This window comes from Erythrobacter sp. F6033 (assembly GCF_023016005.1).
Lineage (GTDB): Bacteria > Pseudomonadota > Alphaproteobacteria > Sphingomonadales > Sphingomonadaceae > Erythrobacter.
The window spans coordinates 195,592-215,130 of the sequence record NZ_JALKAZ010000001.1 but is presented as its reverse complement, the minus strand read 5'-3'; the positions used below and the strand labels follow the sequence as shown (position 1 = coordinate 215,130).

23 protein-coding genes are annotated in these 19,539 nt (G+C 57.7%); 10 read left to right on the top strand and 13 right to left on the bottom strand.

Annotated elements, in window-relative coordinates:
* Positions 1-14: 14 nt before the first annotated feature.
* From yidD to MWU39_RS01040, 4 genes are all read right to left on the bottom strand, one after another.
* Positions 15-224: a membrane protein insertion efficiency factor YidD gene (gene yidD / locus MWU39_RS01055; RefSeq protein WP_247158126.1), complete on the bottom strand. Its 210-nt coding sequence runs from the start codon at positions 222-224 to the stop codon at positions 15-17.
* Complete coding sequence (gene rnpA, locus MWU39_RS01050) at positions 221-619, bottom strand: ribonuclease P protein component (protein ID WP_247158125.1); 399 nt, start codon at positions 617-619, stop codon at positions 221-223. Before rnpA ends, yidD begins: the two co-directional genes overlap by 4 nt.
* Positions 620-772: 153 nt before the next feature.
* Positions 773-907 (bottom strand): 50S ribosomal protein L34, encoded by a 135-nt coding sequence (rpmH, locus tag MWU39_RS01045; RefSeq protein ID WP_142787977.1) that lies wholly within the window; start codon positions 905-907, stop codon positions 773-775.
* 144 nt (positions 908-1,051) lie between these two features.
* Positions 1,052-2,041: an alpha/beta hydrolase gene (locus tag MWU39_RS01040; RefSeq protein ID WP_247158124.1), complete on the bottom strand. Its 990-nt coding sequence runs from the start codon at positions 2,039-2,041 to the stop codon at positions 1,052-1,054.
* Positions 2,042-2,271: 230 nt separating this feature from the next.
* Here MWU39_RS01040 and MWU39_RS01035 point away from each other — a divergent pair, with 230 nt between their 5' ends.
* The 3 genes from MWU39_RS01035 to MWU39_RS01025 all read left to right on the top strand — a co-directional run bounded on the left by MWU39_RS01035 (position 2,272) and on the right by MWU39_RS01025 (position 5,439).
* On the top strand, positions 2,272-3,768 hold the full coding sequence (locus MWU39_RS01035; RefSeq protein ID WP_247158123.1) for a YifB family Mg chelatase-like AAA ATPase: 1,497 nt from the start codon (positions 2,272-2,274) through the stop codon (positions 3,766-3,768).
* Between the two features lie 27 nt (positions 3,769-3,795).
* Positions 3,796-4,515, top strand: coding sequence for a cyclic nucleotide-binding domain-containing protein (locus MWU39_RS01030; protein WP_247158122.1), 720 nt, complete (start codon positions 3,796-3,798; stop codon positions 4,513-4,515).
* A 93-nt stretch (positions 4,516-4,608) separates the two neighbouring features.
* On the top strand, positions 4,609-5,439 hold the full coding sequence (locus tag MWU39_RS01025; protein WP_247158121.1) for a hypothetical protein: 831 nt from the start codon (positions 4,609-4,611) through the stop codon (positions 5,437-5,439).
* Here the strand turns inward: MWU39_RS01025 and recQ are convergent, their stop codons facing one another.
* Together recQ and MWU39_RS01015 are read right to left on the bottom strand one after the other, a co-directional pair.
* Positions 5,440-7,218, bottom strand: a complete 1,779-nt coding sequence (gene recQ, locus MWU39_RS01020; RefSeq protein ID WP_247158120.1) for a DNA helicase RecQ — start codon at positions 7,216-7,218, stop codon at positions 5,440-5,442.
* 60 nt (positions 7,219-7,278) lie between these two features.
* On the bottom strand, positions 7,279-7,833 hold the full coding sequence (locus tag MWU39_RS01015) for a helix-turn-helix domain-containing protein (RefSeq protein WP_247158119.1): 555 nt from the start codon (positions 7,831-7,833) through the stop codon (positions 7,279-7,281).
* Positions 7,834-8,047: 214 nt separating this feature from the next.
* Between MWU39_RS01015 and MWU39_RS01010 the strand changes: the two genes are divergently transcribed.
* A complete protein-coding gene (locus tag MWU39_RS01010) occupies positions 8,048-8,392 on the top strand; it encodes a hypothetical protein (RefSeq protein ID WP_247158118.1) in 345 nt (114 codons plus the stop codon).
* Positions 8,393-8,528: 136 nt separating this feature from the next.
* On the opposite strand, the gene MWU39_RS01005 is transcribed toward MWU39_RS01010, so the two are convergent.
* The 3 genes from MWU39_RS01005 to galE all read right to left on the bottom strand — a co-directional run bounded on the left by MWU39_RS01005 (position 8,529) and on the right by galE (position 10,480).
* Positions 8,529-9,131, bottom strand: a complete 603-nt coding sequence (locus tag MWU39_RS01005; protein ID WP_247160273.1) for an HAD-IA family hydrolase — start codon at positions 9,129-9,131, stop codon at positions 8,529-8,531.
* Between the two features lie 109 nt (positions 9,132-9,240).
* Positions 9,241-9,366 (bottom strand): type B 50S ribosomal protein L36, encoded by a 126-nt coding sequence (gene ykgO / locus MWU39_RS01000; protein WP_007165381.1) that lies wholly within the window; start codon positions 9,364-9,366, stop codon positions 9,241-9,243.
* An 88-nt stretch (positions 9,367-9,454) separates the two neighbouring features.
* Positions 9,455-10,480 (bottom strand): UDP-glucose 4-epimerase GalE, encoded by a 1,026-nt coding sequence (gene galE, locus MWU39_RS00995; protein ID WP_247158117.1) that lies wholly within the window; start codon positions 10,478-10,480, stop codon positions 9,455-9,457.
* A gap of 131 nt (positions 10,481-10,611) precedes the next feature.
* Here galE and MWU39_RS00990 point away from each other — a divergent pair, with 131 nt between their 5' ends.
* The 4 genes from MWU39_RS00990 (at position 10,612) to MWU39_RS00975 (ending at position 14,571) form a co-directional block, all read left to right on the top strand.
* Complete coding sequence (locus MWU39_RS00990) at positions 10,612-11,247, top strand: DUF4136 domain-containing protein (RefSeq protein WP_247158116.1); 636 nt, start codon at positions 10,612-10,614, stop codon at positions 11,245-11,247.
* The gene (locus MWU39_RS00985) at positions 11,244-12,389 is read left to right on the top strand and encodes a M14-type cytosolic carboxypeptidase (protein WP_247158115.1); all 1,146 of its coding nucleotides are present in this window, start codon (positions 11,244-11,246) and stop codon (positions 12,387-12,389) included. Before MWU39_RS00990 ends, MWU39_RS00985 begins: the two co-directional genes overlap by 4 nt.
* 4 nt (positions 12,390-12,393) lie before the next feature.
* Positions 12,394-13,755 (top strand): M48 family metalloprotease, encoded by a 1,362-nt coding sequence (locus MWU39_RS00980; RefSeq protein WP_247158114.1) that lies wholly within the window; start codon positions 12,394-12,396, stop codon positions 13,753-13,755.
* Positions 13,756-13,848: 93 nt separating this feature from the next.
* Positions 13,849-14,571 carry a DUF4197 domain-containing protein gene (locus tag MWU39_RS00975; protein ID WP_247158113.1) on the top strand — a complete coding sequence of 241 codons (723 nt, stop codon included), beginning with the start codon at positions 13,849-13,851 and terminating at the stop codon, positions 14,569-14,571.
* A gap of 3 nt (positions 14,572-14,574) precedes the next feature.
* Here MWU39_RS00975 and MWU39_RS00970 read toward each other — a convergent pair whose 3' ends face one another.
* From MWU39_RS00970 to MWU39_RS00960, 3 genes are read right to left on the bottom strand one after another with little or no spacing between them, the layout of a single operon-like run.
* Positions 14,575-14,991, bottom strand: coding sequence for a cytidine deaminase (locus tag MWU39_RS00970; RefSeq protein WP_247158112.1), 417 nt, complete (start codon positions 14,989-14,991; stop codon positions 14,575-14,577).
* Positions 14,988-15,719, bottom strand: coding sequence for a glycoside hydrolase family 25 protein (locus MWU39_RS00965; RefSeq protein ID WP_247158111.1), 732 nt, complete (start codon positions 15,717-15,719; stop codon positions 14,988-14,990). Before MWU39_RS00965 ends, MWU39_RS00970 begins: the two co-directional genes overlap by 4 nt.
* 13 nt (positions 15,720-15,732) lie before the next feature.
* On the bottom strand, positions 15,733-16,239 hold the full coding sequence (locus MWU39_RS00960) for a UPF0262 family protein (RefSeq protein WP_247158110.1): 507 nt from the start codon (positions 16,237-16,239) through the stop codon (positions 15,733-15,735).
* A gap of 144 nt (positions 16,240-16,383) precedes the next feature.
* Between MWU39_RS00960 and MWU39_RS00955 the strand changes: the two genes are divergently transcribed.
* Positions 16,384-17,892 carry a replicative DNA helicase gene (locus MWU39_RS00955; protein ID WP_247158109.1) on the top strand — a complete coding sequence of 503 codons (1,509 nt, stop codon included), beginning with the start codon at positions 16,384-16,386 and terminating at the stop codon, positions 17,890-17,892.
* On the opposite strand, the gene MWU39_RS00950 is transcribed toward MWU39_RS00955, so the two are convergent.
* Positions 17,889-19,073, bottom strand: coding sequence for a phosphatidylserine/phosphatidylglycerophosphate/cardiolipin synthase family protein (locus MWU39_RS00950; RefSeq protein ID WP_247158108.1), 1,185 nt, complete (start codon positions 19,071-19,073; stop codon positions 17,889-17,891). The genes MWU39_RS00955 and MWU39_RS00950 overlap by 4 nt on opposite strands.
* Positions 19,074-19,182: 109 nt before the next feature.
* Between MWU39_RS00950 and rpoZ the strand changes: the two genes are divergently transcribed.
* A complete protein-coding gene (gene rpoZ, locus MWU39_RS00945) occupies positions 19,183-19,527 on the top strand; it encodes a DNA-directed RNA polymerase subunit omega (RefSeq protein ID WP_247158107.1) in 345 nt (114 codons plus the stop codon).
* Positions 19,528-19,539 lie beyond the last annotated feature (12 nt).

Sequence of the window (19,539 nt, the reverse complement as noted above, 5' to 3'; positions counted from 1 at the left end):
TACACTAAATATTACTAGGGAACGGGATCATGTCCATGACCGCCCCATGGATGGCAGCGCCCTAGCCGCTTTAATGCCAGCCATCCACCCTTGAGAGCACCATATTTGGTGAGCGCCTGAATCGCATAGTCGCTGCATGTTGGCGCATAGCGGCAGCTTGGCGGCAAAATGCGCGATGGGCCGAGTTGCCAAAAGCGAGCGATCAGAATCAGAATGCGTTTCATTTCTGGCCCCCGCCGCTGCCGCTGCCCTTGTTTCCCCTGCGAGGACGCCGACCGCGGGCAGGATCGGATTTCCCTTCACGGGCGCGCTCCAGCGCCTTGTCCAATTCGGCGGCCATAGTGTGAAAGTCGCGCTCAACCCCGCCCGCGCGTCCGATCAGCACATGATCGTGATCGGGCAGACCAAGTTCGGGCAACTTCGCCCGCAACAACTCGCGAAAACGCCGTTTCATACGGTTGCGAATCACGGCATTGCCGATCTTCTTCGTCACGGTGATGCCGTACCGCATACCCTGACCGCCATTGGGCCGCGTTTGCAGCACGAACCCCGCCCGCGCATTGCGCAGACCTTTGTTGGCTGTGAGAAAATCGGACCGCTTGGTTAGGGTTTGAAGCATAGAAACTGCAGCTTAGCGGCTCTCAAAGGAAAGCAGAAACGCAAACGGGCTCCCACAAGGGAGCCCGCAAAGGGCGACTGCCCACCGCCGCTTATGCGGCGTAGCCAAGTGGGCCGGATGGCCCGCGCCCGGCGCCTGAGGGCGCCAATGCGATTAAGCCGAAAGGCTCTTACGGCCACGCTTGCGACGTGCACGGATCACCTTGCGGCCACCCGGAGTAGCTTTGCGTGCAAAGAAACCGTGCCGACGGGCGCGCACTAGATTGCTGGGCTGAAATGTCCGCTTCATATCGTCCTCGATAAATTGGTCCGGTGGGCTGTCCTGTGCGAAGTGCGCACTTTGATCGCTCACCAATAAAAAAGCGGCCACCCACAAAGGCAGCCGGGTCAGGCGCGCGCTCCTATGGTGTCCCCGCGCATGAGTCAAGCAATCTCACGATGTTTCAGCTCCCGAAATTGCCGTATCCGCCACCGCAAGACGTGTGACATCCTTATAGTCGATCACAGGGGCAGTTTCGATCATCACGGATAGCGTCACAGGAGTGACTGAAATCTCAGGGGTTGGCAGCGGCTCGGTCAGCGCCATACGCACTTGCGCTTGAACTGCCATGATCGGCGAATGCTCTGGCTTGATCCATGACTGCATATCATCTGCTTTCAGCCAAAGCGCGCTGGAATGCGGCACCGAATTGGTCATCGCATAAAAGCTCCGGGCGCGGTCTTCGCTCATACCCATTTCAACATAGTAATTGAGATACAGGCGATTCGCCGGCGCATCAGGTGCGAAATCGGCGGGCTGGCGGCCGTAATTGTCGAGCCATGAATGCACCGCAAATTGTGCGCCTGCGGCCATTGTACGCTTTTCGCCAGCGAGGAACAGTTCAACCCCGCCCGAACGCGCCGACCCGCCATTGGGAACATGAGTTGTCAGGCCCGCTGCACGAATGCGGCGGCCAACTTCCAGATTGGCGATGTCGTGGCTGGTACCACCAGCGTCAACGAGTTCGAGGACCGCAAGCTGGGGAAAATCACGCATCATTGCGTCAAAATGCAGAGGTGATTGCGGACCAGTCGTCCCGACAACCGCCGCGCGTTTGCCATCAATCACGCGGAACGGACCGTACTGCGCAATTGCCTTCGATTCCGGCTGCGCGCGTAGTGGAACCGCATAGCGCGCTGCACCAATCTTTGTGGTTTCCGAAACAACTTGGCCGTTGACGATGTGCGTTGTGATAGTCGTGACTGGTTCATTTGCAGCGTCCACGTCATCCGCAACACGCACCCAGCTTTCACTCACCGGATCCCATTCTTCGACCCAGCTCGTCGTAGAAACCGTGCGCGCGCCGACATAGTCCTGAGCTTGCGCGGCGGCAGGCAGCAGCAGGACCTGAAATAGAGCGATCAAGGCAGCGAGCTTCTTCACGCTGCGTTGATTAGGAGGCCAGCGCTTGAAAAAGTGCCAAGGTTTATACTTGCGATTTTCTTTAACAGGCTGGCTTAGCCGCTCGACAAGTCGCTATTAAGCTTGCACAATCGGCACTCAAACAAGGTAAATGTGCGCTTCATTCCAATGACTAGGGGCAATTAGGGATTGCCGCGCAGTTGGCGATGATTGTTCGGCGGCTTGCTCCGCTAGCGCTCCGGGGGTTTTAGATGGTCGCATTGGTGCGCACGGTTGCTTATCTGGGCCTAGAGGCTCGGCGCGTCGAAGTGCAATGCCAAGTGGCATCGGGATTGCCTCGGTTCTCGATCGTCGGCCTACCTGACAAAGCTGTGAGCGAGAGCCGGGAGCGGGTTCAGGCCGCCCTATCCGCGATGGGGCTTGCGCTGCCCCCGAAACGGATCACTATCAATATGTCGCCCGCCGATCTGCCGAAGGACGGATCTCATTACGACCTACCGATTGCGCTGGCACTGCTTGCGGCGATGGGTGTCACCGATGCCGAGCAATTGGGCGATTGGATCGCGGTGGGTGAATTGTCGCTCGATGGCCGGATAGTCGCCAGCCCCGGCGTGCTGATTGCCGCATTGCACGCCAGCGAGGCAGAAGCGGGGCTTATCTGTCCGGCAGAGCAAGGCGCGGAGGCGAAATGGGCGAGTGGTGTCCCGGTGCTTGCGCCTCGCGATCTTTCGGCATTGCTCGGTCATTTGAAAGGCACACAGGTTCTGGACGAGCCCGCGCGCGGCGATGTGGCCGAAGCGCCGCCCGTCACTGATCTCAAACAGGTGAAAGGTCAGGAAACAGCCAAGCGCGCGCTCGAAATCGCAGCTGCGGGCGGGCACAACCTTCTGATGGTTGGCCCTCCTGGGTCAGGCAAAAGCCTGCTTGCATCGTGCTTGCCCGGGATATTGCCTGAACTTTCGCCATCCGAAGCGCTTGAGGTATCCATGGTGCAATCGGTCGCGGGAATGCTGGACGCGGGCAGGATCAGCCGCGCCCGCCCGTTCCGCGCACCGCACCATTCCGCCAGCATGGCGGCGCTAACCGGTGGAGGGTTGAAGGTGAGACCGGGGGAGGTCAGCCTCGCACATCTGGGCGTGTTGTTTCTTGACGAACTGCCCGAATTCCAACGTTCCGTGCTCGATTCCCTGCGGCAGCCGCTGGAGACCGGCAAAGTCGATGTCGCACGGGCGAATGCTCATGTTAGCTTCCCGGCGCGAGTTCAGCTGATTGCGGCGATGAACCCGTGTCGCTGCGGCCATGCAGGAGAGCCGGGACACACCTGCGCGCGCGGACCGCGCTGTATGACAGAATATCAGTCGCGGCTTTCCGGCCCACTGCTCGACCGAATTGATCTGCATGTTGAGGTCGCCGCTGTGAGCGCGATGGACCTCGGCCTGCCTCCTGCTGCCGAAGGAAGCGTTGATGTTGCACAGCGAGTTGCCGCTGCACGGTCGATGTGCGGTCTGCGTGGGGTGCGCTCCAATGCGGAATTGGAAGGTGAAGCGCTCGAAAGCTTCGCTGCGCCCGATGATGCTGGCCGCACGCTTTTGATGCAAGCAGCCGAGAAATTGCGCCTTTCTGCGCGCGGATACACTCGGATGCTTCGAGTAGCGCGAACCATCGCCGACCTTGCCGAATCAGAGCAAGTCGGTCGGACGCATATTGCAGAAGCTCTGTCTTACAGGCAGATGGTCGGCACGCGGTAATTGGCCGCACACGAAGGGCTTGCAGCAATGCCATTTGATCCATCCTGGCTGATCCACATTGGCGCCGCGCTGCTACTGATCGCTTATGCGATCCGTGACGAGTTAAAGCTGCGCCTGCTCATTATCGTCTCCACCTTCATCTATATCGCCTACTATTACCTGGCTGCCGATCCTCCACTTTGGGATGCGATAATCACCAGCGCGCTGATGATCGTCATCAACATCATTGTGCTCGGGCAGATCGTGCTGGAGCGGACGACATTTCGGCTCGACCCGGATGAAAAGGCGCTGTTCGATGCATTTGAGACGCTGACGCCGGGCCAATTCCGCCGCATTGCGAAACTCGCGGCGTGGCGCACGTCGGATGAAGCGGACGGGGTGATCCTGACCCGCGAACAGGAACCGTCAGATTCGCTGTTCTATATTTTCGAAGGCACAATCTCGGTTGAGAAAGCCGACCGGCGGTTCCGTCTGCCCGAAGGCAATTTCGTAGGCGAGGTCGCCTTCGTGCTTAGGCGCAAGACCACCGCAACTACGATTGCTCCACGAGGCGTGCGCTTTGTCGAATGGGACAGCAAGGCGCTGCGCAAACTCAGTGATAAATATCCCAATCTCGGAAATGCATTGAATGCACTGCTTACGCGCGACCTCGCGCGGAAGATTGGCGCGAGTTACCGACCTGATGATGCCATGCCAGCAGACAAACAGTCCGAGGCGCTGTTAGAGACCGCCCAATCCGCGCCGTGAGAACGGATAATTGCCGCGCTGTTCATTGCCGTGCAAGTATCGCTCTGCTTACCAAGCCAACACGCCTCCTGATAAAGAGTATTCTCGCAATCCATGGCAGACACTGCTTCGCCTCTGCCTGACGAGAACGGCGTCGATGAAAAGGCGTTATGGCCCCCATGGTTCCGTCGTGAACAGCTTGGAACACGCGCTGCCAGCCTGACGATTGCTATCTTGGTCGAAGCGCTGCTGATCCTGCTGCTATTTATGATCGGTTGGAACTGGCGCGAAGAAACCGACATGGCCGAAACAGTGACAACTCTTGAGGCGTCCGATTTCACTGAGGATACTACCGAACCGGAAGCGCAACCAGACGCGCCGAGCGAAGCAAGGCCGAGTCCGCTGGAACCCACACCTGTGGAGCCGCAACCGGAACCGGTGCCTTTGCCCGAAACACCGCTACCGGTTCCCAACCCGCTGACCAACGAACCCGTACCGGTTCCACCTATCACTCCTGAACCGACATCTGCGCCCAACCCTCCTCAAAACACCGCACCCGCCGGGCCGCCTGCGCGCACATATGGTCCGCCGAATACTGGAACCAGTCGCGGTGGCAGCGATAGCCAAAGGGTCGGCACAGCCCCCAATGGAGAACCGCTATACGCGGCGCGCTGGTATCGTGAGCCGACGCGTCAGGAACTGGCAGGTTATCTTTCAACCGCTGACAACCCTAGCACCGCTTTGATCGCATGCCGGACCGTGCCGGATTTCTATGTCGATGATTGCGAGCTGATCGGTGAAAGCCCGCGGGGTTCCCAGATCGGGCGCGCTGTTCTCGCCGCAGCGTGGCAATTCCGAGTCAGACCTGCGCGTGTCGGCGGCCGATCACAGGTTGGGTCATGGGTCCGGATCAGGATCGATTACACCCGCGCCGTTCGCCAGTAATCAGCCTTCAAATTCGCGTACGACCGCGCAGAAATCCTCGCCATATGTATCCAGCTTACGCGCGCCCACGCCTTGGATATTGCCCAGCGCATCCAGGGTGGTTGGCCGCTCAAGCGCCATCGCGCGCAAGACGCTGTCATGAAAGATGATGTAAGCAGGAATGCCGCGCTCGCTGGCAAGGTCTTTCCGCTTGGCGCGCAATGCCTCGAACAAGGGGTTGCCGACCGGATTGGCTTCACCTGATTTGCGACCGCGCCGCGCCTTTTTGGGCGGCTCTGCGATCAGGATAGCCCGTTCATCGCGCAGCACTTCGCGCGCGCCTTCGCCCAGCGCCAGCCCGCCATGATCGGTCGAAACCAGCATTTCGTGCGCCATCAGATTGCGCATCACCGGGCGCAGCATCGGTGCGTCGGCCTCGCCGAGGATACCGAAGACGGACAGCTGATCATGCGCACGTTGGCGCACCCGATCATCATCGCGGCCAAGCAGGACTTTTTCGATATGGCCGATCCCATAACTTTGGCCGGTGCGATAAACCGCCGATAGCAATTTGCGCGCCGTCTCTGTCACATCAATAACTTGCGGCGGGTTTTCGCAATTGTCGCACGATCCGCATTCGCGCGCCGGGCTTTCACCAAAATGCCTTAGTAAGATCGCACGGCGGCATGTGGGCGCCTCCACCAGTGCGGCAAGCGAATTGAGCCGAGCACGTTCGCTCGCCAAGCGATCCTGATCGACCTCGTCCAGCCGCTGGCGCGCCTTGGCAAAATCGTTCGCGCTCCAGAAAAGCTGCGCCTCGGCAGGGTCGCCATCGCGGCCTGCCCGGCCCGTCTCCTGATAATAGGCTTCGATCGATTTGGGCAGGCCTGCATGGATGACAAAGCGGACGTCCGGTTTGTCGATGCCCATGCCGAACGCAATCGTGGCGACCATTACCATATCATCCGAACGAACAAATTCAGCCTGCACGGATGCGCGCTGCTCTGGGGGCAGGCCCGCGTGGTAATAACCTGCGGGGCGACCCGTCGCGGCAATGGTTTCGGCCAGCTTTTCCGTCGCCGCGCGGCTGGTGGCATAAACAATGCCCGCGCCCGGCGTGCGGGCTACGAATTCGGCAATTTGCTTGCCAGTGTTTTGCTGAGGGCTGATGGCATAGCGGATATTGGGACGGTCAAATCCAGCGACGATCAATCCGTCATCGGGAATGCCGAGTTGGAGCAGGATGTCGCGGCGCGTCGTCTCGTCCGCTGTTGCCGTAAGCGCAAGGCGCGGGACATGTTCAAACCGATCCAACATTGGACGCAATTGACGATAGTCCGGGCGGAAATCATGGCCCCATTCAGAAACACAATGCGCCTCATCAATCGCGAAAAGCGAGATATCGGCAGCAGTCAGTAGCGATTGGAAGCCGCCAGTATTGGCCCGTTCCGGCGCGACATAAAGCAGGTCAAGCTCGCCATTGCGAAGCGCGTCAGCGGTCGCCGCATTGTCGCTATCAGCCGATGTCATCGAAGCGGCGCGAATACCCACCGCATTCGCTGCACGGATCTGATCATGCATCAAGGCTATCAGTGGGGACACGACAATCGCTGTGCCCGAGCGCGCGAGGGCCGGAATTTGATAGCAGAGCGATTTGCCGGCACCGGTCGGCATCAGGGCGCAGGTGTTCTCACCTGCCATAACGCGGTCGATCACTTCCTGTTGGCGCCCGCGAAAGCCGGAATAACCGAATGTCGTACGCAGAATGGAATGCAAATCTGCGCGGTCGGCGACCGTCATGGCTGGGGTGACCCTTGGTGAAGTGTGATGCGCAGGCCGCGTGCCTGCACGGGGATTGGCTTAGCCAGCCGCCCGTTTCTTAGCCGCTTCGATATCAACAATATCGCCGGTGCCAAGTGCATCGCCCGCTGTAGCCACAGTTCCGTCCGCGCGCTTGCCCAAATCTTCGCGCTTTGTCAGCCAAAGGTCTTGGTGGCTTAGAATACGGCCATCATGCGCGAGCATTGAAACAGGGCCGACTGGCAGGCGATCGCGCTCATCTACGAGCACAGGATCTTCGTTGACAAAATCGCTGCCATATTTCTGACCCCACTGACGCAGAGCCACCATCGCAGGCAAAAGATCGAAACCCTTTTCGGTCAGACGGTATTCGATCTTCCGGCGATCATCCGCGCATGGTTCCCGCTTGAGGATGCCATGCTCAACCAATTTGGCGAGGCGATTGGAGAGAATATTGCGCGCAATGCCGAGCTCGGTGAGGAACTCCTCGAAATGCTTCAGCCCGTTAAAGCTCGCGCGCAGAATCATAAACGACCAGCGTTCGCCCATAACTTCAAGCGCTTGCGGCAGACCGCAATCAATCAACTCGCGCAGTGGTTCTCTTAAATCGCCCATATCAGTCCCTTCCGTGCAACCTTTTTAACGCGTTTTGTCTCAAGCGCAAATTTGGCTGCTCAAGGGGCCTAAACACGAACGAAATTTAATTTCGGTTTTTAGTTGCAACTCAAAACTCATTCGCATAGGTAGTGATTCGCAACTGGTTTCAATGTGAAACTTAATGCCCCGAAACGCAATTGAATTTTGAACTGCTCTCACAAGGATACCGATGATGACATTCTCTCTCCCCCGCACCGGTCGCTTCTCAATCTTGGTGGCTGCTCTGGCCTATACTGGTCTGACATTCACCGCCGCCACCGCTTCGGCTCCCCTCGCCGCAGCGCAAAGCGGACCGTACTACTCGGCTACATTCTCGGCTCCAGTCGAAGACAACCGTGCCGTTGCTGGCGGCGTAGCCTGGGCTTGCAAAGACACCAAATGTGTCGCCAACAAAGGCACATCGCGTCCGGTCAATGTTTGCCGCGGCCTCGCCCGGGAATTTGGTGAGATCACCAGCTTCACCGCGCGCGGCAAAGAGCTCGACGAAAAGAAACTGGCGAAGTGCAACGGCAACTAGGCCGCTGACCTTCCCCTGATGCGCGGTCTATCCCCCGCGTTCCCCGCCGTCCCGATACTCTCCACCACGGGACGGATATCAAAACCCCTCGAAGCCGCGTTCCCCAGCTAGGTTTCGAGGGGCTTTTTGTGTGTGGCTACAACAGGCCGGACGCTATCAGCTGTTTCTCAAGCGCCGCTGCATCCGTGAACAGATGAGCGTCCCAGCCACGGGCGCGTGCTGCTTCGACATTTGCTGCGCTGTCATCAGTGAAAAACAACTGCGCGCCTGTCCGCCCGGTGCGTTCCTCTGTGATTTCATAGATGCGCGGATCGGGTTTCGCGACTTGCTCGGTGCCGGACACCACGATATCTACGAAGCGATCAAAGATTGGCTTGCTTGGGCGGAACCCCTCCCAGAACTCTTCCCCGAAATTGGTTAGACAATAAAGCGGGGCGCCTTTCGCCGCGAGACGTTCGACCAAAGCGTGGGTTCCCTTAACAGGGCCGGGAATGGTTTCGTTAAAGCGCGAACGGTAAGCTAGGATCAGCGCCTCATATTGTGGGAATTCAGCGATACGCGCTGGAACCATCACATCGAGCGCTTCGCCGCGATCGTGTTGGAAATGCCAACCTTCGGTAATGACATTCGAAAGGAACCAATCGAGCTCCTCTGGGTCTGCGATCAGTTTTTCGAAGAGGTGACGCAGGTTCCAATTGTAGAGAACCCGGCCAACATCAAATACCGCCGCTTTTTGCATATCGCTCACAATTCACTCCGCCAGAAACGGCTGCGGCCCGCTCTCCGGTGTGGAGGCGGGCCGCTGCGTTTACTCGGTCACCGTGGCGGCGACCGGCCATTCCAATCACTTAGCCCTGACGGGCTTTGAAGCGACGGTTGGTCTTGTTGATGACATAGGTGCGACCGCGACGGCGGATAACACGGCAGTCACGGTGACGGTTTTTCAGCGACTTAAGGCTGTTGCGGATCTTCATTTCGGGTTCCTGCAAATAATAAGGCACCGGAGATCATCTCCGATGCCGGAATATCAAGGGGCGCGCCTAAGCGGATAGAGTTGATTCGTCAACCATTCCCGCGAATTTCGGTCAGTTTGCGCTCCCACGCGAGAGCATGGCCGATAATCTCGTCAAGATCGGCATGCTTTGGCTCCCAAGGCAGCGTCGCGCGAATGCGTGCCGGATCGGACACAAGGGATGCAGAATCGCCAGCACGGCGCCCCTCGAACCGGCGATCAATTTTCATGTTCGTCACACGGTCTACGGCATCCAGCACTTCCAGTACAGAGAAGCCTCGGCCATAACCGCAATTCATCGTCAAAGAACGATCAGGCTGCTCAATGAGGGCATCAAGAGCAAGCACATGTGCAGCCGCCAGATCGCTGACATGAATATAGTCGCGCACACCCGTCCCATCCGGCGTGTCAAAATCTGTCCCGAACACACCGACATGCTCACGCTTGCCCAATGCCGCCTCAACCGCGACCTTGATCAAATGCGTTGCCCCAGCCGTCGATTGACCGGTGCGCGCGCGCGGATCAGCTCCCGCCACATTGAAATATCGCAGCGCGCAGTAATTCATCGGATGCGCCGCCGCGGTGTCACCCAACATCTGCTCGGTCATCAGTTTTGACCAGCCATACGGATTGATCGGAACACGCGGTGTTTCCTCGGTCACTGGAGAAACTTCCGGCGTGCCATAAGTCGCCGCAGTCGAAGAGAAGATGAAGTGCGGAACCTCCGCCTTCACCGCCGCTTCGATCAAGGCGCGGCTCTTCACCGTGTTGTTGTGATAATATTTCAGCGGGTCGGAGACGCTTTCAGGAACCACGATAGAACCTGCGAAGTGCATGATAGCGCCGATGCTTTGTTCCGCGATGATTTTCGCGACCAGCGCGCCATCCTCAATATCGCCTTCGTAAAGCGGCACATCATCTGGCACCGCGAACCGGAAACCGGTTGTGAAATTGTCGATCACGGCGACCGACCACCCGGCGTCTTTTAAGGCAAGAACCGCATGACTGCCAATATAACCCGCGCCTCCGGTAACGAGGACGCAAGGTTTACCTGATTGAATTGTTGCTTCAGACATAAAGACGCCCTTACCAAAGAATGGCTGCAAGAACATGAAGACATTGGGCCGACGATGCAGCTTTTGGGATATAGGATCTGAATTCGACCTTCAAAATGGGTTCCCGCCCAGAAGGCAGAGAGGATAACGCCATGACCATCATCGCTAACAAGACAAAACTGGCACTCATTTCGGCAGCCGCGCTTACACTCGGCGCGTGTGCAGGAACCTACACTGGTCCGGTAGAAGTGACGCGATTTGTTGCTGAAGACACCAGCGCACTCGGCAAAGGATCGATCGCAGTGGCCATTCGATCGGATGAAGGCAGCGACAGCGAAGTTCTTGATGCGATCTACACAAGGGCGATCCTCGCCGAGCTTGAGCAGCTTGGATACACTGCCAGTCTTGAAGGCGAGCCCGGACAACAGGCATTTGCGAGCGTTTCGACCCGCTTTATCAGTCGCGGAGGCGGCAATTCTGCCACCGGCGTCAGCATTGGCGGGCGGACCGGTACTTTCGGCACGGGACTGGGCATCGGCTTGGGTCTAGCGCTGGGCGGCGGAAGCAAGGACCGCGAAGCGACCACAATGGAAGTCCGCATCACTTCGCAGGAAACTGGTGAAGCCTTGTGGGAAGGCCGCGCCGAAATCATCACAAGCGTCGATTCCAAATACAGTGTCGCGACCGAAAATGCCCGCGCGCTGGCCGCCGCCCTTTTTAGCGATTTCCCCGGTGGCAATGGTGAGACTGTGCAGCTATCGGTCGACCAGCTTGAAAGGACACCATGACTTCTACCGGTAATTCAATTGGCATTGATGCCGCTTTCGACAGCGGTAATATCGAAGTGCTCTCAATCGATGGAAACACAGCGCGCCTTGCGATCCCGAAAGATCACATGGCCGAGTTCGCGCAGTGGTATCATTTCCGTGTCACAGGCGCCGCCGGTGAAGAGCTGGAACTGAAGATCACAGGGCTCAGTGACAGCGCATTTCCTGGCGGCTGGCCGAATTACGATTCCTGCGTATCGGAAGACCGCGAATTCTGGGCCCGCGCCGCCAGCTCTTATGACGAGAATGAAGACGACGGCACGCTGACGATCCGTTACACACCCGCTTCAAACACCGCTTGGTTTGCCTACTTCGCACCCTATTCGATGGAGCGTCACCACGATCTCGTCGCTGAGGCCGCGTCCTGCGAAGGCGTTGAGCTGACCCGTCTCACGCAGACGCTTGATGGCCAGCCGCTTGATATGCTGGAGATGGGTGAAGGCGATAAGCAGGTATGGCTTTATGCGCGGCAGCATCCGGGCGAAACGCAGGCCGAATGGTGGATGGAAGGCGCGCTCGAGTGCCTGACTGATCCAACCGATCCGGTCGCACGCGGCCTGCGCAAGCATTGCCGCCTGCACATCGTGCCAAACTGCAACCCCGATGGATCAAGCCGGGGCCACATTCGAACCAATGCAGTTGGTACAAACCTAAACCGCGAATGGTCGGAGCCTAGCGCTGAGAAATCGCCCGAAGTGCTCGCGATCCGCGCCAAGATGGATGAAACCGGCGTTGACTACGCGATGGACGTCCACGGCGATGAGGCGATCCCGGCCTGTTTCCTCGCAGGGTACGAAGGCATCCCAAGCTGGACCGACGATCACGGCGAAAAGTTTTACCGCTATCAGCGCATCCTTGATCGCCGCACGCCGGATTTCCAAACCAAGCTCGGTTATCCCAAAGCACCCGCTGGCAAAGCCAATCTCGGCATCAGCACCAATCTGGTCGCAGAGCGTTATGGCGCCTGCGCGATGACGCTGGAAATGCCGTACAAGGATTTGGCCGACTTCCCGGAACCCGAGCAGGGCTGGTCGCCGGAACGCTGCAAATTGCTGGCCCGCGATTGCCTGGCATCATTGCTGGAATGGCTGGAGACAGAATAAGCTCATGACCACGCGGGTCGCACCGCTATTCGATGCAAAGTCTGCAGCGCAGGTCTATTTTGACCGGCACGCAGCCGAATGCGCCGAGCTGAATTGCAGCGCCTCCGATATCGGTGTCGAAATTGCGATCAACCAGATTTTTACGCCTCTGGTCGTCTTGCTCGTTGCGCTCGCCTTGCACCGGTTGGGTTTCTGGCGAGCGGGCTATGACAAGTTAAGCCGATGGCTGCGCTGGTCGATCCTCTCATCCGCTGCGTTCGGCGCGATGGCCATGGCTTTGTTTGTGGCAACGCTATTGCCATTCAAATACTACATCGAGGTTTGGCTCGGAAAGACAAGCGGAAGCATAATCACCATTGTCAGCGACGATCCTCGCTTTGCGCCGCCCACTTTCTTGCAGCGGAACTTTTCGTTCTTTTGGGATCAGTTTGAACTGGTTTTGATGCTTGGATTAGTCGGAGCAATCATCGCTCCGCTCGCATTTTGGCTTTTTCGAACACGCCCCCGGACGCTGTTTGCCATTGCGGGGGCATTGTATCTGTCGTGGGTGTTGGTGCCGACAATCGATCCATGGGCGGAGATCTTTCCTCTGGCTGAAGGGGAATTGCGGGATGATGTCGAGCAAATTGCCGACCGCGCAGATATTGCCATGGACCGCATCCGGACAGGCAATAAAAATCGCCTTGGATTAGGCCAAAATGAAGCCCGCGCAGAATGGCATGATGGCGGCACCAAAGCGATCATGAACGAGGCAATGCTGAATATCATGCAGCTGAACCCGAAGGCTTATTCTCCGCCATTCAAACCTTTCACGGCCAAAGAATTCCGCGCAGTCGTGGGACATGAACTGGCGCATCTAAAACAGTACCATTGGCAATGGTTGATCGGATTCAGAGCCATTCTTGCATCGGTCTTAACTGCGCTCGCTGCTTGGATTGCCTTGCGCCTCAGCAGCAGGCCATTTCTGACAGGCCCGCAAGGGCAGAGACATGCTCCAACCTTCTTGGCTCTGTTTGCAGCAACGGGTTTCGCTTTCCATTTTGTGGCGCTCCCGCTCTTCAACAATGCGATCCGGTGGCAGGAAAACAGCGCGGATCAGGTAGCGCTTGATCTGGCACGTGACCCCGATGGCGCGGCCGAGCTTGCCTATCGGCTTGCTCGCGGTGGCCCCTTGGAACATCGCAGGTGGTATAACACGCTCTATCGCTCTCACCCCGACGCAAGAACGCGGATCGAACGGGCGATGAGGTGGAAAGTGCAGAATGAACCAGCAGTCTATAAGGCGAGCGGTTGGAGCGGTGCGGTTCGCAGACGCTTTATGGGCGATTTGGAAGCCATCGAAGGCTGGTCAGAGAAAACAGAATAAACCTGCGCTCTACATGATTTTACAGCGGGTTCAGCAAGCCGGCAGTGCTGCATCATGCTATAAAGTGCTCTCAACACATGACGGGAGCCTCCGATGAAGCAGCAGACACAATGGAACCGGCGCGGTCTTCTTATGGGCGCAGGGGCGCTTGGGATTGCGGGCTTACTTCCTGCTCAGGCGGCCGCGCAAGGTCTTGATCTGGGGCTCGGCAAAGGGCTCGATCTGGGTTCGATCCTTGGCAAAGCGACCGATGGCGCGCTTGATAAACTGGCGCAGCCGGGCGCTTTCTATGCCGATGAAGACATTCGCATCGGCCTTCCGATTGTCGGCAATCTTGGCGGGCGCAGCGGCGGCCTGTTCGGCAGGCTGATGAACGCTGGAAACCGATTGGGCATTCTCGGAGATGTCACCCGTACCATCAATGATGCAGCCGGACTCGCAGCAGGTGAAGCCAAGCCAATTTTTCGCGATGCGATCAACGATCTCTCATTCGAAGACGCGCCCGGTATCATCAAAGAGGCAGATGGCGGCACCCAATATCTGCGCAGGTCTTCAAACGACCGCTTGCACTCGCGCTTTGAACCACTGGTCGACAGCGCGCTGGACAAACTTGGCGTCTATAAGAGCTTTGACGGACTGGCTGAAAAGCACAGCTTTATCCGCGATGCGGGGCTGAACCGGGCGAGCATCAATCGCTCAGTCACCGATCAAGGGCTCGACGGAATCTTCTCTTATGTCGGCAAAGAAGAGCGCGCATTTCGCAAAAACCCCGTCGGCAATCTTGGCGGAGCATTGGGCGACTTGCTCGGCAAATAGGCGCTAGTCCAGATGCGCCGGACCGAAGGCGTGTGGAAGCAGTTGGGATAGCGTCACTTCGCGTACTTCGTCGGCGCCGACACACAGCACACGCGGGTCTGTTCCGCCCAGCTGCGCGATTTCATTGAGGACTTGGCGGCAGCGGCCACATGGCGTGATCGGCGCGCCATCGCCCTTGTCCGATGGGCCGACCACAGCGACTGCAACAAGACCCCCGCGACGCCCCTCGCCAAGCGCTTTGGCCACCGCGACAGTTTCTGCGCACAGCGCCAGTCCGTAGCTCGCATTTTCGATATTGGTGCCGGTGATCACCGCGCCGTCTTCAAACCGCAGAGCCGCGCCGACGGCATAGTCGGAATATGGGGACCATGAATGTTTGGCTGCGTCGCGCGCTGCCTTGATTAGAGTTTCATCGCTCATCTTTGCACCACCACCCATTCGATTGGTTCATCCGACGCTTCGGATACAAGCTGGCTGTTGGCACTCCATAACAGCCATGGCCGACCGGCATAGTCAGGACGCGCGCGATCGCGCATCAACCACAAGTCCCGCCCCATGGTTTGCGCCGTGCCGTATTGCGCTTCAAAATCACGGTTCAATTTCAGAATAACGGGTTTGCCCGAATGCATTTCAATCTGATTGATCAGCGTCAGCAATTCGCTTTCAACTGCTGCGTCACTCACCGGCTCCGCGCAATCTTTTCCGCTCGCGTCCAACTCAATTGCAGGCGGCAACAATGCCTCGCTTCGCGGCACCATCCGCGTGAAGCGTTTGGATTGAAGGCCAGCTCTGAGACATGGATCGAACTGAAGGACGATCCCGATATCAATGCCCGACCGCCGCGCTTGTTCAAAACGGCTGCCAAAATCATCATCGAGCGCGCGCGAAGCAGGCTGCAATTCGAGATAGGCAAATTGCCCGCCAACGGCTTTCAGCGTGTTAAAATTGATGCCGTTGATCTCGCTGGGTATCACTGCGCCTTGCTCGGGATAGAGCGCTTCATCAGGGCGCCATTCGCGCATGTCCCACCAAAACCAAGCGACAAACACGATGCCGACCAAAGCAAGAAGCGCGACGAGGCGGAACATCCAGCGCCCCATACCGCCCTTTTTGCGCCTCGAACGGCCGGAAGTTTTGGCACGTGCCATGCTAGTCTAACCCTCAGCCTTTGATGTGGAGCACGCAAATGAGCGTAAACAGCCGCCGTGCAGTGGCGAAATCGGTTTCCACCTTACCTTCAAGCCGTTCCTGCAAAAGCTCGGCTGCATTGTTGTGAATGCCGCGCCGGGCCATATCAATCGTCTCAATCTCTGACGGTGTCGCCTTACGGATCGCTTGATAATAGCTGTCGCAAATGGCGAAGTATTCGCGGATTGGCCGGCGAAAGCGGGCAAGCCCGATGAGAAGCGTTTCGAGCTCTTTTTCGCCTTCATCGCTGATCCGCATCACCAGCCGGCCGTCTTGCACGCCAAGGTTCAAACGATACGGCCCGTTTGCACCGCGTTCACTGCTGCGAACCGGCTTGAACGTGTTTTCTTCGATCAGATCATAAATCGCGACGCGTCGTTCCTGTTCGACATCGGCATTGCGCCACAGAATCGTCTCTTCATCCAAGGCGATATGGGCAATGCGAAATGTGGTCGCGGAATCGGTTGGCAGGTCGGCCATAGGCACGCCTTCGCAGATAGAAGGGGCACACTTCAAGCACTTCGACACGCAATCCCCGCTATCCACAGCACAACCAGCCTCACGCAAAATATATTGCACCCAAATGACCTTGCCAAAGCGGGCTAGAAAATCGATCAGAGCCACATGGCTGATCCCACACCTCTCTCGCTTGTCGATTCAGAAGCGGAAACCGCGCGCAAATTGCCTTCCAACCTGGAAGCTGAGGCCGCGTTTCTCGGGGCTGTTCTGATCGACAACCGCGTGATCGAGGAATTGCAGACACCGATCCGGCCCGACCACTTTTTTGAGCCGCTGCATGAGCGCATCTTTGAGCGTGTCCTGACCCTGATCGAGCGTAACGCGACTGCATCGCCCGTCACTCTGCGCCCCTATTTCGAAGCGGATGAGGCGCTGAAGGAGCTTGGCGGGACGAAATATCTCGCGCAGCTGACCGCCAATGGCGCTGGTCTTCTCGCACCGCGAGAGCTGGCACAGCAGATTTACGATCTGGCGCTGCTCCGCGAACTTGTGAGCGTGGGACGCGGATTGGTAGAGGGGGCGCTCGATACGTCCGAAGAAACCGATCCCATGGACCGGATTTCTCAAGCCGAAGCCGATCTCTTCAAAGTCGCTGAAGGTGCCGCGACAGGCAATGAAGCCTCGACTTTCCGTGACGCTGCGTTGACCGCGATCAAGATGGCCGAAGCGGCGATGAATTCAGGCGGGGGCCTATCGGGAAAAACCACCGGTCTTTCGACCATGGACAGCAAAACCGCCGGTCTGCACGAATCCGATCTTATCATCCTCGCGGGTCGTCCGGGCATGGGAAAAACTTCGCTTGCGACCAACATCGCCTTCAACTGCGCCGAGGCGCATTTGGACTGGGAACGCGACGGCGGCGAATTCAATTACGGTGCACCGGCGGCGTTCTTCAGTCTGGAGATGAGCGCCGACCAGCTGGCGACACGTATTCTCGCCGAACAAGCAGAGATCAGTTCGGAAGCCCTTCGGAGCGGTAAATTGAGCCGCGAAGATTTCCAGAAGCTCAGCTTTGCCAGCCAGCGTCTTTCCGAACTGCCGCTTTATATCGATGACACGCCTGCCCTCACAATTGGCGGTCTGCGCACACGCGCGCGGCGGCTCAAACGGCGGTATGACATCGGATTGATCGTAGTTGATTACCTACAGCTTTTGCAGGGTTCAGGCCGTGCCAATGACAACCGCGTCAATGAAATTTCGGAGATCAGCCGCGGGCTTAAGACGCTCGCCAAAGAGCTGTCAGTGCCGGTGATCGCCCTGTCGCAGCTTTCCCGTGCGGTTGAGCAGCGCGAGGACAAACGCCCGATCCTGTCCGACCTCAGGGAATCGGGTTCCATTGAGCAAGACGCCGATATGGTCTGGTTCGTGTACCGCGACGACTATTATCTTGAGGCCACGCGCCCCGATTTCCCGACCGAAACAAGCCCGCCTGATGCGGTCGAAAAATATCGCGCTTGGGAAGAACAATACGAACAGGTCCGCAACAAGGCCGCAGTCAACGTGGCCAAACAGCGTCATGGCTCAACAGGGATCGTCCCGCTGCACTTCCAGGCCGAGTATACCAAGTTTACCTCGCCGAATATCAAAGATTACTCGGATTGGGGCGAAGGTTAAGTGTTGAGGCCCCGCGCCACCCGGTAATCGGCGAGCGCGATCCAGTACCCGATCTGCCATCGTAAACGGTTGAACCAGCTGGCTTCTTTAGCATACCATTCCGGCGTCACAGGCATACTTGCACCTTCCAGCTGTGTCACAAATTCGCGCAGCCTGTCCGCCAATTCGCCGTCTTCGACGCGCACCATCAATTCGACATTGATCCGGACAGACCGTTTGTCGAGATTGGCGCTGCCGAAATAGCTGACATCATCAACGATAAGCAGCTTCATATGCAGCTTACACGGCTGAAATTCGAAGATCTTCGCACCGGCTTTAAGAAGCTTGCGATAGAGAAGCCTAGCGACCTCGATTGTGGCGTGAATGTCGGACTTTCCGGCCATCACCATGCGAGCGCTACCCCGCCGTGCGACACGCGCCATGAGTCTGCGCATGCTGGCCGGGGGTGAGAAATAGGCGCTGACTGTGTCGAGCCTTCGCGCGTCGATCAGATCTTCTTTAAACTGCCACGCCCAATGGCTTTTGCGAATAAGTGGCCCGCCCACAAGCAAGCGGACGGGTCCATCACCTGCATCCCACTGCTTAACCATTCGCCGCATCCGGCGAAGCTGTGATCCTTTGCTCTGAGTCCAGTCTCGCAGCAGTTCGAACCAGTCGCTGAACTGATCGACCACCGGACCTTCGATCGCCACGCCCAGATCGCACCAGCCGTTTTTGTCGGGCGGATCAAAATAATGGTCGGACACATTGTTGCCGCCGGACAGCACACGGGCATTGTCGGCGATCACAAACTTCTGGTGGTTCCGAATTAGATAGCGAACATTCCATTTTGCCGAAAAGACATCAAACCGCCCGCCTGCCTCAACTAGAGGATCGAAAAAGTGATCCGGTGCATCGCTACCAAAAGCATCGATGATAAGATGGACGTCCAACCCGCGCTGTGCCGCATCAACCAGCGCATCCCTGATCTGCGTTCCCGCGTGATCGTGCTGAAACATGTAATAGAAAATGGAGAGTGATTTCTGCGCCTTTTCGATATGATCGATGAGCGCTTCCAACCGATCAGACCCGCGTGGATAGAACGTAAAGGCGTGGCCCTGAGCCTTTACCTGAAAGCTGTCGGCATCCTGATAATCGCTGGTCGGCGTTTCGGAAGGATCGGGGGAATTGTGCTGTGCCACACTGCCTCCAATGCATTGCAATGCATTCGGTTGCAAATTCTTGACTCTGCGCCCGTGGAACACTAGGTGCGACGCTCTTTCAGACAACCAAATTTTATGAGGCCCGCTGATGGCACGCGTTACCGTTGAAGATTGCGTCGATAAGGTTCCAAACCGTTTCGACCTCGTATTGCTCGCCGCACAGCGTGCGCGCGAAGTTTCCGGCGGCGCTGAACTGACGCTTGAGCGGGATCGGGACAAGAACCCGGTTGTGGCTCTGCGCGAGATCGCCGAACAGACGATCAAGCCGAAAGAATTGAAAGAATCGCTGGTTACCAGCCTTCAGAAAATTCTGCCTGACGATGAAGACGATGCCGATGAAATCGGTTCGCTGAGCCAGTCGGCAGAAGCGCTGCGGATCACCGCAAGCGCGCCGACCCGCTCGACTTCGATCGGCGCCGACTACGAGGGCTAAGCCGCTCACAAA